15 protein-coding genes are annotated in these 15,435 nt (G+C 65.5%); 5 read left to right on the forward strand and 10 right to left on the reverse strand.

Going from position 1 to position 15,435, the window contains the following annotated elements:
* Positions 1-85: 85 nt before the first annotated feature.
* A complete protein-coding gene (locus tag N5C88_RS23070) occupies positions 86-1,198 on the reverse strand; it encodes a porin (protein ID WP_059378270.1) in 1,113 nt (370 codons plus the stop codon).
* 434 nt (positions 1,199-1,632) lie between these two features.
* Positions 1,633-2,016, reverse strand: coding sequence for a DUF4148 domain-containing protein (locus N5C88_RS23075; RefSeq protein WP_059378272.1), 384 nt, complete (start codon positions 2,014-2,016; stop codon positions 1,633-1,635).
* A 382-nt stretch (positions 2,017-2,398) separates the two neighbouring features.
* On the opposite strand from N5C88_RS23075, the gene N5C88_RS23080 reads away from it, so the two are divergent.
* Positions 2,399-3,289 carry a LysR family transcriptional regulator gene (locus N5C88_RS23080; protein ID WP_059378273.1) on the forward strand — a complete coding sequence of 297 codons (891 nt, stop codon included), beginning with the start codon at positions 2,399-2,401 and terminating at the stop codon, positions 3,287-3,289.
* 18 nt (positions 3,290-3,307) lie between these two features.
* Here N5C88_RS23080 and N5C88_RS23085 read toward each other — a convergent pair whose 3' ends face one another.
* From N5C88_RS23085 to purT, 8 genes are all read right to left on the reverse strand, one after another.
* The gene (locus N5C88_RS23085) at positions 3,308-3,862 is read right to left on the reverse strand and encodes an adenine phosphoribosyltransferase (protein ID WP_054457754.1); all 555 of its coding nucleotides are present in this window, start codon (positions 3,860-3,862) and stop codon (positions 3,308-3,310) included.
* Positions 3,863-3,916: 54 nt separating this feature from the next.
* A complete protein-coding gene (cydC, locus tag N5C88_RS23090) occupies positions 3,917-5,620 on the reverse strand; it encodes a thiol reductant ABC exporter subunit CydC (RefSeq protein ID WP_280016321.1) in 1,704 nt (567 codons plus the stop codon).
* A complete protein-coding gene (gene cydD, locus N5C88_RS23095; protein WP_280016329.1) occupies positions 5,617-7,314 on the reverse strand; it encodes a thiol reductant ABC exporter subunit CydD in 1,698 nt (565 codons plus the stop codon). Before cydD ends, cydC begins: the two co-directional genes overlap by 4 nt.
* A 77-nt stretch (positions 7,315-7,391) precedes the next feature.
* Positions 7,392-7,517 carry a cytochrome bd-I oxidase subunit CydX gene (gene cydX / locus N5C88_RS23100; RefSeq protein WP_043546919.1) on the reverse strand — a complete coding sequence of 42 codons (126 nt, stop codon included), beginning with the start codon at positions 7,515-7,517 and terminating at the stop codon, positions 7,392-7,394.
* A gap of 16 nt (positions 7,518-7,533) precedes the next feature.
* Positions 7,534-8,688, reverse strand: a complete 1,155-nt coding sequence (gene cydB, locus N5C88_RS23105; RefSeq protein WP_059378278.1) for a cytochrome d ubiquinol oxidase subunit II — start codon at positions 8,686-8,688, stop codon at positions 7,534-7,536.
* 13 nt (positions 8,689-8,701) lie between these two features.
* Positions 8,702-10,276: a cytochrome ubiquinol oxidase subunit I gene (locus N5C88_RS23110; protein WP_059378281.1), complete on the reverse strand. Its 1,575-nt coding sequence runs from the start codon at positions 10,274-10,276 to the stop codon at positions 8,702-8,704.
* A gap of 127 nt (positions 10,277-10,403) precedes the next feature.
* Positions 10,404-10,949 (reverse strand): GbsR/MarR family transcriptional regulator, encoded by a 546-nt coding sequence (locus N5C88_RS23115; protein WP_059378283.1) that lies wholly within the window; start codon positions 10,947-10,949, stop codon positions 10,404-10,406.
* A 267-nt stretch (positions 10,950-11,216) separates the two neighbouring features.
* Positions 11,217-12,434 carry a formate-dependent phosphoribosylglycinamide formyltransferase gene (gene purT, locus N5C88_RS23120; protein WP_059378356.1) on the reverse strand — a complete coding sequence of 406 codons (1,218 nt, stop codon included), beginning with the start codon at positions 12,432-12,434 and terminating at the stop codon, positions 11,217-11,219.
* 103 nt (positions 12,435-12,537) lie between these two features.
* Here purT and N5C88_RS23125 point away from each other — a divergent pair, with 103 nt between their 5' ends.
* The 4 genes from N5C88_RS23125 to lptA are packed head-to-tail and all read left to right on the forward strand — an operon-like array spanning position 12,538 to position 15,428.
* On the forward strand, positions 12,538-13,527 hold the full coding sequence (locus N5C88_RS23125) for a KpsF/GutQ family sugar-phosphate isomerase (RefSeq protein ID WP_280016322.1): 990 nt from the start codon (positions 12,538-12,540) through the stop codon (positions 13,525-13,527).
* Positions 13,524-14,132 (forward strand): HAD hydrolase family protein, encoded by a 609-nt coding sequence (locus tag N5C88_RS23130; protein WP_118933591.1) that lies wholly within the window; start codon positions 13,524-13,526, stop codon positions 14,130-14,132. Before N5C88_RS23125 ends, N5C88_RS23130 begins: the two co-directional genes overlap by 4 nt.
* 37 nt (positions 14,133-14,169) lie before the next feature.
* Positions 14,170-14,802 carry an LPS export ABC transporter periplasmic protein LptC gene (gene lptC / locus N5C88_RS23135; RefSeq protein ID WP_059378289.1) on the forward strand — a complete coding sequence of 211 codons (633 nt, stop codon included), beginning with the start codon at positions 14,170-14,172 and terminating at the stop codon, positions 14,800-14,802.
* Entirely contained in the window at positions 14,799-15,428 is a 630-nt protein-coding gene (gene lptA, locus N5C88_RS23140; RefSeq protein ID WP_059378291.1) for a lipopolysaccharide transport periplasmic protein LptA, read from the forward strand. The genes lptC and lptA overlap by 4 nt, the downstream gene beginning before the upstream one ends.
* Positions 15,429-15,435 lie beyond the last annotated feature (7 nt).

Raw genomic sequence — 15,435 nt, forward strand, 5'->3', positions numbered from 1 at the left:
AACCAGTAGGGGGGGTTCGCTGTCACTCGGCGGCCCACGGAGATGAGCCGCGCATTCAGCAAGGTCTTGCCGGACGTCCTAGCGCTTAGAAACGGTGACGCACGCCCACGGCGACTGCCGTGTCGGTCGCATCGCGCTGGAACGCGTAGTTGTCGCCGTAGGAGGCGTACGCGTACAGGTTGGTGCGCTTGGTGAAGTCGTAGGTGTAGCCCAGGCTGTAGACGTTGAACGTTGCATCGTCGCCCGTCAGCTTGTCGTTGCTGGCGGTGGCGCGCTGCCACGAACCGAAGACAGCGTGGCGGCCCAGCGGCACGGTGGCGCCGATCATGTACGAATTGGCGCGGAAGCCGTCAGCCAGCTTGAACGAGCCCAGGTTCTGCATGCCGTCGGGCGTGGTGCCCATGTTCTGGCCGACGAACCAGCCGTCGCGGGTCTGGCCGAACGCAGCCGCGACCTTCACGACTTCGAAGTCATACGAACCGCCCAGGATGTATTCCTGGATGCGCGCTTCGGACTTGCCGCCGGTCTGGCCGTTGGACGGGTTGAAGCGGTCGTACGCCGCAGCCAGGTTCAGCGGGCCGTTGACGTACTGCACGCCCGCCGTCAGCACGCGGTTGTTGTTGCCGGTTGCGAAACCGGTCTGCGAGGTGTCGCTGACCGTGTCATCGGCGCTGAACGAGTAACCCACGCCCAGCTTGAAGCCGCCCATGCTGGGGGTCTGGTACAGGACCATGTTGTCCAGGCGCATCGTGTTGGCGCTGCCGAACGTGGTACCCATGTTGGCGGTGTTGTAGCTGATCGAGAACGGGTCGATCGAGCCGAAGTACTTGGAGGCCAGGTTGGTCTGGCGGCCGAATTCGAGGCGGCCCCAGGAATCGCTGTCCAGGCCCACGGTGGCCTGACGGCCGAACAGGCGGCCGTTCTGCAGCGACTTGCCGTTCATGGGGCCGAAGCCGCCTTCCAGGGTAAACACGGCGCGCAAGCCGTCGCCCAGATCTTCGGTGCCGCGCAGGCCGAAGCGCGAGCCGCTGCTCACGCCCTGAACTCCGCCGAAACGGCTTTGCGAATTACCGCCGAACTTGACCTTCTCGTAGCCGACACCGGCATCGATCAAGCCGTACAGCGTCACGGAGTCTGCGGCTTGCGCAGCGCTGGCGAAACCAGCCAGCAGCGCGACAGCCAATAGCGTCTTCTTCATATAAGTCCCCAAAATGGCGAGATGAAAGGCAAACCGCAAACCCACCGCGCACAGAGCTGGGAGTCTGCGTGCCGCTGCGAACAAGTTAGCGGCGCATGCACTGGAGTCAGTGTCCAGCCTGCGCCCATTCGAAGTAACCCGGATTTCGAAGAACTACTTTCCATGGTTGGGATAATGACGGCCTTCTTACTAACCACCCTCTTTGGAAACCTGCGTTAACGCATTGATATCAAATGCGAATTAAGGCTCGCAAAACACCAGACGGGCCTCGGATATTCTCCTGCCGGGCCCGACAGACCAACAAGAGTTGTTGATTGGCCCGGACAATTCTGATGTGCAAACGCCACACTATCGGCGGATGGCGGACCATCCGCTGCACATAAAAAAAGCCCCTCGACACTTCGAAGGGGCTCTTTTCTTGCCAGCTGGACGGCTTACCGGCCTTGGGGCGGGTAGTCCAGTTCACCGAACGTGTACTCGCCGCGGGCCTTGGCTTCAGCCAACTCCTGACGCACTTGTTCGCGGCTCTTGCCGGCGGTTTGCGACACCGCGGCCTTGGGCGGGTAGTCCAGTTCAGCAGAGGTCACCTGGCCAGCAGCCTTGGCGCTTTGCAGTTCCTGCTGGACTTGCTCGCGCGACAGGCTGGTGCGCTCGACGGCGGCAGGCGGATAGTCCAGTTCACCAAACGTGACCTGGCCGGCGGCCTTGGCGGCTTGCAGTTCCTGCTGGACCTGTTCACGCGTCTTGCCATCGGCGTGAGCGGCGGACATACCCACCAACGTTGCGGTAACCATGAGTGCGGTAGCTAGGGCTTTCATTGAGACGACTCCATCCTAAACCTTGCACATCGTCTTCTGCCAGGCTGGCAGGTGCGATATGACAATTTGATTGCTGGGACGAAGTATCTGGCGATTGCGGCCTAGTAAAAACCCTTATTTTGGGGAACATATTTGCACAGATGGGACAATTACGGGAAGTGATCGCCAGAATCTGCGCATTTTCTGCACACTTCCGAGTGCCATCCAGCACCGGCAGGCCTTGCCGGCATTCAGCCGCAAGCAAGCTAGGTAAGGGAAGATGTGCAGCTGATCGGGTGGATACGCCGTTCAGCGTGGGGAAATAGACATTTCTACTGGCGGGACAATGATTCCATTTATCATACGAATCCACCAGCAATGGAATTGAATCTCGAGGGCCCCCATGGATATCCAGCTTAACGACATCGCTCTGTTTGTCGAAGTCGCCAAGCGCAAGAACTTCAGCCACGCAGCCGAAGCCTTGAATATTCCGACCTCCACGCTCTCGCGCCGCGTCAGTGAACTGGAACGCAGCATCGGCATGCGGCTGCTCAACCGCAGTACGCGCAAGATCGACCTGACCGAGGCCGGCGCCATCTATTTCGAACGCTGCCGCCATATCGTGGAAGAAGCGCGCATTGCTCACGATCAGTTGCTGGACATGGCGGTGCAGCCCAAGGGACGCCTGCGCATCTCGCTGCCTACCAGCCTGGCGCAACTGTTCCTGCCCGCCGTCATCAGCGAATTCCGTGAGCAGCATCCGGATATCGAATGCGACTTCGATCTGAGCATGCGTCCGATCGATCCCATCAGCAATCCGTTCGACCTGATCCTGCGCTTTGGCCAGCAGCCGGACTCCAGCCTGATCTCGCGCAAGATCGTGCTGATGGCCCATCAGCTATATGCCTCGCCCGAGTACCTGGCCCGCCACGGCGAGCCGCGGGTGCCCGCGGATCTCAGCCATCACGAATGCCTGCGCCCCACCATGCGCGAGGAGTCATCCTTCTGGATGCTGCATTCGGGCGACAAGGTGGAACGCGTGCAGGTGTCGGGCCGCCTGTCGGCCAACAACGTCGGCATGCTCGGACGGCTGGCGGGACAAGGCCTGGGCATCACGCCGCTGCTGGTCTTCGACGCGATGGAACGCGCCATCAAGCAAGCGGGCCTGGTGCGGGTGCTGCCGGAATGGAGCCTGACGCCTCTGCCGCTCTTCGCGCTGCTGCCTTCGCGCATGCTGCCGGCAAAGACCAAGGCCTTCCTGGACTTCATCCAACCGAGGTTGTCGGACGTTTGAGCGGCGACTGTTGATGGGTTACGCAGGCGTATCGGCGCTGTACTGACAGACGGTGTAGAGCGGCGTGCCGGTGGCGGCGACCTTGGCGGAGCCGCCCAGGTCGGGCAGGTCGATGATGGCGGCCGCCTCGACCACATTGGCGCCAAGGCGCTGCAGCAGCTTGATGGCGGCCAGCATGGTGCCGCCGGTGGCAATCAGGTCGTCCACCAGCAGGACGCGCTGGCCGGTGCGCACGGAGTCCGTGTGCATTTCGACCGACGCGTTGCCATACTCCAGCGAGTACTCCTCGGCCACGGTGCGGAACGGCAGCTTGCCCTTCTTGCGCACCGGCACGAAGCCCAGATTGAGTTCGTAGGCCAGCACGCTGCCCACGATGAAGCCGCGCGCATCCACGCCAGCCACCAGGTCCAGGCGCTGGCGCATGTAGCGATAGACGAAGAGATCAATAAGCACCCGGAACGCGCGCGGGTCCTGCAGCACGGGCGTGATGTCGCGAAAAATGACACCGGGTTGGGGCCAGTCTGGAACGCTGCGGATGGTGCGCCGGATGTACTCGGCGTTGTCGGTCTGCATGGAAGACGGCCCTGAAGAATTGAAGCAAGGCGAACTATAACCTCGCAACCGCGCTTAAGCCAGGGTTGCCGCCCCCGATGACAATTCACATTGCTGTAGCCGGCCGTCCTGCAGCGCGTAGCGGCGATCGACCGCCCCTGCGGGCAACGCCGCGTGGGTGGCCAGCACCACGGCGCGTCCCTGCACCGCGCCCGCCAGATCGCTGAAGAATGCCGCTTCGGCCTCGGCGTCCAGACCAGCCGTCGGCTCGTCCAGCACAATGACCGCGGCCGGCGACAACAGCGCACGCGCCAGGCACAAGCGACGCGCCTGCCCGGCCGACAGCTGCGAACCCGTCTCCCCCGCCCAGGTGTCCAGGCCATCCGGCAGGCCGCGCACGAAGTCGCCCAGCCTCGCGGCGTCCAGCGCGCGCCACAGGGCGGCGTCGTCCGCCTTGGGATCGCCGATCAGCAGGTTGGTGCGCAGGGTTCCCAGGAATACCGGAGCATCCTGCGACAGCAGCGCGATGCGCCGGTGCCAATCCGCCTGTGTACAGACGCGCGCATCGCAGCCGCCGAAACGCACCTGCCCCGCCTGCGGATCCTCCAGTCGCAGGAGCAGGTGCAGCAGGGTCGACTTGCCCGCGCCGCTGGGCCCCACGATGGCGATCCGCTCGCCGGGCGCCACACGCAGGCTGACGCCGTCGAGCACGGGCGGACTCGCGGACGTTCCTCGGGCGGAATAGGCAAAGCGCACGCCGTCCAGCTCCAGCACGCCGCTGTCGGGCAAGACGCTGGGCGCTGCCGGATCCTGCATGTCCGGCTCGCTTTGCGTGACTTCCCGGATGCGTCCCGCCGCCGAAATGGCCGAGCCCATGCGCGATGCGCCCCGCATGATCGGGCCAGCCACTTCGAAAATTCCGATGACCGCCAGCAACAACCCGGCCAGCGTGGGGCCTTCGATGCGCCCTCCCTCCAGCGTGTCCAGGCCGAACCAGAGCAAAGCCAGCACCGATGCGCCGGCGGCCGCCTGCAGGAAGAACTGTCCCCGCGCCGCCACCCGCGCCTGGCTGCGGCGGGCGAGCGCGGTGGCTTCGCATAGACGCTCGAAATGCGCGGCTGTCTGCGCCTGCGCGTGCAGGGCCACCATGTCGGCATGCCCTTCCACCGCGTCCAGCGTCGCCGCGCGCAGTCCCGCCGCGCTCTCCTGGGCCGCCGCGCCGGGCTTGCGCGCGGCGCGCAGCAGCCACAAGGGCACCAGCACGCATGCAACCAGCAAGGCCAGGGCCAGCGCCAGCGCGGCCGCGGGCACCCACGATCCCAACACCGCGGTCAACACCGCACCCGCCAGGATGGCGGTAACCAAGGGCGCCACCACAAACAGGAAAACCGTATCGAGCGCATCTACGTCGCCCGTCATGCGTGCAACCAGATCGCCGTCGCGATAGCGCGCCAATTGCCGCGGCGTTAGGCGGATCAACGCCGAGAACACTTTCGCGCGCAGGTCAGCCAGCAGGCGCAGCGTGGCGGAATGGCCCACCACGCGGTCGGCGTAACGCGCCACGATGCGCAGGAACGACAGGCCGCGCACCAGCGCCGATGGCGCAAACAGATTGAACGCGCCGCCCGCCCCCGCCAGCGCCGCGCCGGTCAGGAACCAGCCCGACACGCCCAGCAGGCCCACGCCGGCGGCCACGGTCGCCAGCGCGCAGAACAATGCGAGCAAAAGCCCGCTTTTACGGCGCGCATACAGCGGCAGGAGCAACAACAGGTTCTTCATGCGTCTTCCACTTTTCCGCCAACCACTCGCAACGTCCGACCCAGCCGGGCCGCCACCGCGGGCGCGTGCGTCGCCAGCAGCAAGGTGCGGCCGGCGGAGAAAGCCAGGATCTCGTCCAGCACGCGCGCCTGCGTGGCTTCGTCCAGATGCGCCGTGGGTTCGTCCAGCAGGATCAAGCCCGGATCGCGCAGGAACAGACGCGCCAGCGCGACGCGCTGCGCCTGGCCCCCGGACAGGCCGTGCCCGCGGCCGCCCAGTTGCGTCGCCAGCCCTTGCGGCAAGGCCTCGGCGAACTCCAGCACGCAGGCGCGGCGCGCGGCGGCCTGCACCTCGGCATCGGAAGCGTCGGGACGGCCCAGGCGGATGTTGTCGGCGATGGAGCCTGTCAGCAACTGCGGCTTTTGCCCGATCAACGCCACGCGCTGGCGCAGCGCCGCCTCGCCCCAATCGGGCAAGGGCACGCCGTCGACGCTGATGTCGCCCTGGAACGGACGCAGGCGTGCGACCGCCTCGATCAGGGAGGACTTGCCGATGCCGCTGGGGCCCATCAGCGCGGCATGCTCGCCCGGCGCCAGCGCCAGACTGGCATCCGTCAGCACCGCCTGGCTGCGGCCGGGCGCGTCCAGATTCAAGCCCGCAATGACAAGGGCCGCGCCCGCAGCACGGCGTTCGCGAACGTGTCCGGGATCTGCGGCGGCCTTGCCTGCGCCAGGCACGCCACTGGTTGCAGCATCGCCGGCCTGCGGCAAGCCATCGAACAGCAGGGAGATCTGCGAAACTGCCGCGAGCGCCGCCGCACGGTCGTGATAGTGCGCCGCGAACTGGCGCAACGGCGCATAGACCTCTGGCGCCATCAGCAAACAGAACAGCCCAGCCTGCAGGGTCAGCGGCGACCAGCGCAGGTCCAGGAATCCCAGGTAGGTCAATCCGATATAGACCGCCACCCCGGCCACGCCCAGCGCCGCAAAGAACTCCAGCACCGCCGATGAAAGAAAGGCGATGCGCAGCACCGACATCGTGCGTTGGCGCAACGCGTCGCTGGCCGCCACGACGGACTCGGCTTCGGCCTCCGCGCGGCCATAGAGTTTCAGGGTGGACAGACCGCGCAGCCGATCGGCAAAGAAGCCCGACAAGCGCGCAAAGGCGCGCAGGTGGCGGCGGCTTGCGCCTTGGGCGCCCCAGCCCACCAGGGCCATGAACAAGGGAATCAGCGGCGCCGTGATCAGCAGGACCAGCCCGGCAATCACGTCCATCGGCAGCAGCACCACCGAGAAGGCAACCGGCAGCATGGCGGCCGCCGCCATGGCGGGCAGGTACTTGGCGAAAAACCCGTCCAGGGCCTCGACCTGGTCCACCACCGCACTCGCCAGTTCTCCCGACGCCTGCCCTCGGCTCCAGTACGGCCCCTTCTGCACCAAACGCCGGAAAAGCGACAGTCGCACATGGCGCTTGATACGCTCGGCCGCGTCCGCGCCTGCGCGCTCGCCCGCCCAGGTGATGCAGGCGCGCACCAGCATGAGTCCCGCGATGGCCAGGATGTCGCCCAGCAGCTCCTGCCGGGGCGCCTGCCTGACGATGGCCGCATCGAGCACGCTGGCCAGCAGCCAGGCTTGCACCACCAGCAGGGCGCCGCTGACCAGGGGCGCGGCGCCCGCCAGCATCAGCGGCAGCCTGGCCGTCTTGGCGAGCGCCATCAACCACCGCGACTGTTCGCGCGGCGGTTTGTTCAGGGTTGCCGAGGGATCGTGCTCGAGGCTGCTAGCGCCGCCGCTCACTCGTCGTCGCGGCTGGCGCGCGGATCATGGGTATGACCCTCGCGCAGCTCGAACCACATTGCATTGAGGATGGCGAAGGCGCACGCCAGGCCCAGACCGAGTATCCACGAGAAATACCACATGGTGGAGGCTCCTTTATCAGTATGAGTTGGGCGTGTCGCCGACCGATTCATGGGTGACCTTGCCGCGCATGACGCGGTAGACCCAGGCGGTGTAGACGGTCACGATGGGCAGGAAGATGGCGACCGCGATCACCATGATCCACAGCGTCAAGTGGCTGGACGAACCGTCCCAAATGGTCAGGCCGGCCTGCGGCTTGGTCGACGAGGGCATGATGAACGGGAAGAGCGAAAAGCCCACCGTCAGAATCACGCCGGCGATCGACACCGACGAGGCCAGAAACGCCAGCACGTTGGCGCGCACGCTCAGCAGCAGCGCCACCAGGACGGCGCCGCCCACGCCCAGCGCAGGCGCGATCCACATCAGCGGCCATTTCGCGTAGTTGGCCATCCAGGCGCCGTTCTGCACCGCCACGGTCTTGAGCATCGGATCCGACGGGCCGGCCATGTCCACCGCGCTGGTGATCACATGGCCAGGCAAGCCGCCCGCCACCCAGAACCCGCCCGCCGCGAACAACGCCGCGGTCAGCAAGGCGCACAGCCTGCCCCAGTTGCGGGCACGCGACGAAATCGGATCTTCGGTGCGCCAGGCCAGCAGTACGGCGCCATGCATGGCCAACATCACCACGCTGAGCACGCCGGCCAACAGCGCGAACGGCATGAACAACTGGTAGAAGTGGCCTTCGTAGATCGGACGCAGGGTCACCGGATCGAACGTGAACGGCACGCCCAGGATGATGTTGCCCATGGCCACGCCGAACACCAGCGAGGCCACCACGCCCGAGAAACAGAGCACGCCGTCCCAGCGGTTGCGCCAGCTGGTGCCTTCCATCTTGCTGCGGTACTTGAAGCCGACCGGCCGCAGGATCAGCGCGATCAGCACCAGCATCATCGCCAGGTAGAACCCGGAGAACGACGCGGCGTACAGCAAGGGCCATGCCGCGAAAATGGCGCCGCCCGCGGTGATGAGCCAGACCTGGTTGCCTTCCCAGACCGGTCCCACCACGTTGATCACCACCCGGCGCTCGGCGTCGGTCTTGGCAACCACCGGCAGCAGCGCAGCCACGCCCAGGTCAAAGCCGTCCATGACGGCAAAGCCGATGAGCAATGCGCCCAGCAGCACCCACCAGACCACGCGCAGCGTGCCGTAGTCGAAAGGAATAAGAGTATCCATCGCTGTCTCTCCTTCAGGCCCGCACGGCAGCGTGCACAGGATCGGCGGCGGCAGCTCCGGGCGCCGGCCCATCGGATTTCGGTCCCTTCCTCACGGCGTGCAGCATCACCTTCACGCCGATGATCAGCAACACCGTGTACAGCACCAGGAATATCGTCAGGCTGATGGCCAGGTCGACGATGGTCAGGCCGGAAGCCGCGTAGTAGGTCGGCAGCACGCCTTCGATCACCCAGGGCTGGCGGCCGTATTCGGCCACGAACCAGCCGCTTTCGATGGCCACCCAGGGCAACGGCAAGCTCCACAACGCCACCTTGAGCAGGCCGCGCCGGCTGTCCAGCCGCCCGCGCGAGGCCAGCCAGAAGGCCACGCCGAAGAACAGGATCAGATACATGCCCACCGCGACCATGATGCGGAACGCCCAGAACAGCGGCGCCACGTTGGGCACGGTATCGACGGCGGCCTTCTTGATGTCGTCTTCGGTGACCTTGCTCATGTCGGGCTGATAGCGCTTGACCAGCAGCGCATAGCCCAGGTCGGGCCAGGTCTTGTCAAAGACCATGCGCGCATCCACATCCTTGGGATTGGCGCGGATCTTCTGCAAGGCTTCATACGCCACCATGCCGTCGCGAATGCGATTCTCGGCACGACGTATCAGGTCGTCGATGCCCAGCAGCGGCGTGGTGAGCGAACGCGTGCCGATGATGCCCATGACGTAGGGGATCTCGATGGCGAAGTCGTTCTTGCGCTCGGCCTGGTTGGGGATGGCGATCAGGTTGAAGGACGCAGGGGCCGGCTCGGTGTGCCACATGGACTCGATGGCCGCGATCTTCATCTTCTGATGTTCGGTGGTGAGATAGCCGCTTTCGTCCCCCAGCACCACGACCGACAACGCCGAGGCCAGGCCGAAGCTGGCGGCGACCGCCATCGAGCGCTTGGCCAGGTCGATGTGGCGGCCCTTCAGCAGGTACCAGGCGCTGATCGACATGACGAACATCGCGCCCGCGACGTAGCCTGCGCTGACCGTGTGCACGAACTTGGCCTGCGCCACCGGGTTGAAGATCACCGCAGCGAAGTCGGTCATCTCCATGCGCATGGTGTCGGGATTGAAGATCGAACCGACCGGATTCTGCATCCAGCCGTTGGCGATCAGGATCCACAGCGCCGAGAAGTTGGTGCCGAACGCCACCAGCCAGGTCACGATCAAGTGGCTGACCTTGGACATGCGGTTCCAGCCGAAGAAGAACAGGCCGACGAAGGTCGCTTCCAAGAAGAAGGCCATCAGCCCTTCGAGCGCCAGCGGCGCGCCGAAGATGTCGCCTACGTAATGGCTGTAATAGGACCAGTTCATGCCGAACTGGAACTCCATCACGACGCCTGTGGCAACGCCCAATGCGAAGTTGATGCCGAAGAGGGTGCCCCAGAACATCGTCATCCGCTTCCAGATGGCGCGGCCAGTCATGACGTACACGCTTTCCATGATGGCCAGAATGAACGACAGGCCTAACGTGAGCGGGACGAAGAGGAAGTGATAGAGCGCGGTCGCGGCGAACTGGAATCGCGACAGATTTACGACGTCGAGATCAATCATTGGGTCGCTCCCAAGCAGTTGAGGTGCCGCGGCAACCGGCATGGTTCCCAGGCCGTCTCTCGCGCCATGTTACGAGCGTTGCATACAACTTCATAGAGGTTTCCTGAAAAATCGGGGCGGATCAGGCTCAGCCCTTGCCCCGCAATTTGCCGGCGAAACCCAGCACCTTCTGCACTTTCGAACCGAGCTTCATCAGGTTCTGCAGGGTTTCTGGCGGCAGTCGTTGAACCTCATCGAACCATCCGGTAGACAGTTCGATGAGCTCCAGCATGTCGTTCATGCGCTGTTGCGCGTACGCCTCATCCGGACCCGACGGGGGTTCCAACAGGGTGTCCCGCAGCAGGGTCAGCGTGGGATCGATTTCGCGCTTGCGCTTTTCTTCCATCAGGATGCGGAAGATCTCCCAGACGTCCTTGGGAGTTTCGAAGTAGTCGCGGCGGTCGCCGACTTGATGCATGAGCTTGACCAGCCGCCAGGACTGCAGCTCCTTCAGCCCCAGGCTGACGTTGGAGCGCGAGAAGCCGAGGGTTTCGGCGATGTCATCGGCGTTCAGCGGCTTGGGCGACAGGAACAGGAGGGCGTAGATCTGGCCGACCGTGCGGTTCACGCCCCACCGGCTGCCCATTTCGCCGAAATGCAGGACGAATCGTTCGTTTTGAGGGGACAGGGCCATGGATCGCGCTACGCCGGCAAGACCAGGACGCGTCGTCCTGGCCGATAAAAACAGTTACACCGATTTCAGAAAATTCTGGAACTTCCGAAATTATCAAACAATCCATGCGAAAGCGCAAACCACACTGGCGGCAGGGGGATGATCTCAAGACATGATGTCGCGGCAGTGACAGACGGCCTTCTCCGGCCTTTGCCTAAAGCCGCCGACAAACGCAAGCGGCCACCAGCCGGTGAGCTGGTGGCCGCTAGGGAAAACGGAAAAAAGGCGTTAGCCGGCCTTGACGGACACCGCCGCCGACACCCGCTTGGCCTTGGCGCGAGCAGCCGCCACGTCCTCGGCCACGGCCAGGCCCACGCCCATGCGGCGCTTGACGAAGGATTCGGGCTTGCCGAAGAGGCGGATGTCGGTGCCGGGTTCGGCCAGCGCTTCGGCCACGTTGTGGAACGAGACTGCGGCGGCCTCGACGCCGCCGTAGATGACACTGCTGGCGCCGGGCTGGCGCAGACTGGTGTCCACCGGCAGCCCCAGCAGCGCCCGGGCGTGGAGTTCGAATTCGTTCTGGACCTGGGTGATCATGGTGACCATGCCGGTGTCGTGCGGACGAGGGCTGACTTCCGAGAACCAGACCTGGTCGCCGGCCACGAACAGCTCCACGCCGAAGATGCCCAGGCCGCCCAGGTTGGAAGTGACCGCCAGCGCGATGTCGCGCGAACGCTGCAGCGCGGCGGGAGACATCGGGTGCGGCTGCCAGCTTTCCACGTAGTCGCCGTCGACCTGCTTGTGGCCGATGGGTTCGCAGTAGCGGGTTTCGACCTGGCCGTCGGCGCCGCGGGCGCGCACGGTCAGCAGGGTGATTTCGTAGTCGAAGCGGATGAAGCCCTCGACGATGGCGCGCCCGCCGCCCACCCGGCCGCCCTCCTGGGCATAGCGCCAGGCGGACTCGACGTCGTCGGCGCTCTTGATCACGGACTGGCCCTTGCCCGAGGAGGACATGACGGGCTTGATGACGCAGGGATAGCCGATGCCGCCGTCGATGGCCGCGCGCAATTCTTCTTCGGTGTCGACAAAACGGTAGGGCGAGGTCGGCAGTCCCAGGGTCTCGGCCGCAAGCCGGCGGATGCCCTCGCGGTTCATGGTCAACTGGGCCGCGCGGGCGGTCGGCGTCACCCGGGCCACGCCCGCCGCTTCCAGTTCCACCAGCAAATTGGTGGCAATGGCTTCGATTTCGGGGACAATAACGTGGGGCCGTTCCTGTTCGATGACCTTGCGCAGGGCCTGCGGGTCCGTCATCGAGACCACATGCGCCCGGTGCGCCACCTGGTGGCCCGGAGCGTCGGCGTACCGATCCACGGCAATGACTTCCACGCCCAGCCGCTGCAGGGCAATGATGACCTCTTTGCCCAATTCGCCGGACCCGAGCAGCATGACGCGGGTGGCCAAGGGGGACAGGGGCGTGCCAAGAACGGGGCTGGAAATGCTGGACATGGAGCGGGCCTGGAAAAAAGTTGGAAAGCCGTTGAAATGACCCGCCAGCATGCCATACGCCCTTTCCGGGGGCAAACCCGCATACTGATATTAAAATCCACGTATGACTGACCATCCCACAACATCGTCCGAGACCGCGCTGGCATCTGCGCGCAGAACGCTGCAGATCGAATGCCAGGGCCTGATGGACCTGTCGGCCCGGCTGGACGACAGCTTCGCGCAGACCGTCGCGATGCTGCTGGCCTGCCGCGGCCGGGTGGTCGTCAGCGGCATCGGCAAGACCGGCCACGTGGCCCGCAAGATCGCGGCGACCCTGGCCTCCACCGGCACGCCGGCCTTTTTCGTGCACGCCGCCGAGGCCGTCCACGGCGATCTGGGCATGATCACCCAGGACGACGTCCTCATCGCGATTTCCTATTCCGGCTCCGGCCAGGAACTGCTGACGATCCTGCCCGTCGCCCGCCGCATGGGCGCCAAGCTGATCGCCATTACCGGCAACCCGCAGTCCGAACTGGCCCGGCTGGCCGACGTCCACCTGGACGCCAGCGTGGCCCAGGAAGCCTGCCCGCTGAATCTGGCGCCCACCGCCAGCACCACCGCCGCGCTGGCCCTGGGCGATGCCCTGGCCGTCGCCTGCCTGGAGGCCCGCGGCTTCGGCCCGCAGGATTTCGCGCGCTCGCACCCGGGCGGCGCGCTCGGCCGCCGCCTGCTGACCCACGTGCGCGACGTCATGCGCCAGGGCGACGCCCTGCCCATCGTCATGGCCGGCACCCCGGTATCGCAGGCGCTCGAGGTCATGTCCGCCAAAGGCATGGGCATGACCGTCGTGACCGACGCGCAGCGCCGCCCCCTAGGCATCTTCACCGACGGCGACCTGCGCCGACTGATTGCCCGCCAGGGCGACATCCGCAGCCTGACCGTCGAATCCGGCATGACGCGCTCGCCGCGCAGCATCACTCCCGACGCGCTGGCCGTCGAGGCGGCCCAGCAAATGGACAAACAACGGCTCAACCACATGCTCGTGCTGGACAGCGACGGCGTTCTGCTCGGCGCCCTGCACATGCATGACCTGATGGCCGCCAAAGTGGTATGACTATGACTCTTTCTGTACCCGTGACGCATCCGGCCGAAGCGCTGGTCCTGGCCCGCATCCCCGCCGGCGTGCGCGAACGCGCCGCCGCGGTGCGCCTGATGGTGTTCGACGTGGACGGCGTGCTGACCGACGGCAGCCTCTATTACGGCGACAACGGCGAACTGCAAAAGCGCTTCAACGTGCTGGACGGCCACGGACTGCGCCTGCTGATGGAAGGCGGCCTGAAGGTTGCGCTGATGACCGGACGCTCCGGCCCCATCGTGGCGCGCCGCGCGGCCGAGCTGGGTATCGCCGAGGTCATCCAGGGCGTGCGGGACAAGGGCGGCGCCCTGGCCGAACTTGCGCAGCGCTCCGGTGTCCAACTGAACCAGACCGGCTACATGGGCGATGATGTCATCGACCTGCCGGCCCTGCAGCGCGCCGGCTTCGCCGCCAGCGTGCCGAACGCGCCGGGCTACGTCAGCCAGGCCGCCCACTGGGTCTCCACGCACGCCGGCGGCAACGGCGCCGTGCGCGAATGCTGCGACCTGCTGCTGGCGGCCCAGGGACGCCTTGGCGCCTTCCTGGCGGCGCCAGGCCTGCTCGGCCCGGGCGCCATCCAATGATCGCCAGGACAACCCATACGCCCTTGCGGCAGACCCGATGAAAGAACGTTTTCCATCCCTGATCGCGCTGTTCCTGCTGCTGGTGCTGGTCGCCAGCTCGTGGTGGGCGGCGGATTACGCGCAGCGGGCCATCCAGACGGATCCGCCGCGCCGCGTCACCCACGAAATGGACGCCTGGTCGCGCGACTTCATCATGCTGCGCACCGACCCGAACGGCAAGCCCATCAACCGGCTGGAAGGCGACTACGCTGAACATTTTCCGGATGACGATTCCTATCACGTGACCTCGCCGCGCGCCGTGGGCCAGCGCGAGGACAACCCCATCACCGTGGCTGTCTCCAAGACCGCGGTGATGGAGCAAGGCGGCAAGCGCATCGTCATGAACGGCGACGCCCACGTGCGCCGCCAGCCGGACGCCAATAACGACCTGCTGGACGTGCGCAGCCAGCAGCTGATCATCTTGCCCGACGACGACGTGGTCTACACCGACCTGCCGGCGGAAGTCATCAAGGGCCGTTCGCGCATGAACGGCACGGGCATGCACTACAACAACAAAACGCGCCAACTGCAGGTTTCGGCATCGACCGATGTGGAAATTGCCGGTTCCGAAGGCAGGCAGCAACGCCGGACCGAAATTCCCGCCAACAACACTGACCAGAAAAAACCATGACCGACCTCCGGATTCTCCTTGCCCCGACGACCCGCTTGCTCGGCGCCATCCTGCTGACGGCCTCGGCGCTGGCCCCGGCCCATGCCGCGGATCCGGCGCCCAAGGCAGCGACGCCGGCTGAAGAGCCCAGCACGCTGATCCTGTCGGACACCCTGCACTACGACGACGTGAAGAAGAAGAGCGTCTTCACGGGCAACGTCAACATGACGCGCGGCCTCATGACCCTGACGTCCGACGTGCTGGAAATGAACGAAGACGCGCAAGGCAACCAGTTCGGCACGGCCACCGCCAACAAGGGCAAGATCGTGACCATCCGCCAGGAACGCCCGGAAACCTTCGAACTCATCGAAGGCACGGGCCTGCGCGCCGAATACGACGGCTCCAAGAGCACCTTCGACCTGATCGGCCAGGCGGTCGTGATCCGCTACGTCTGTGGGAAACCGTTCGATACCATTCGCGGCGAGCGGGTACGCTACAACGAGAAGACCGGCACCTACGAAGCCCATGGCGGCCCCAACTCCGCCGCGGCCGGCGGCCGGGTCCGTTCGGTGGCTGAACCGCGCGCCAAGTCGGATGCGGCCATCGCCGAATGCCGCAAGCAGCAGGCAGCCAAGAAGGGGCGTTGAACGCCTC

Origin of the sequence: Achromobacter sp. GD03932 (assembly GCF_029839485.1) — a bacterium.
Taxonomy (GTDB): Bacteria; Pseudomonadota; Gammaproteobacteria; order Burkholderiales; family Burkholderiaceae_B; genus Achromobacter; species Achromobacter bronchisepticus_A.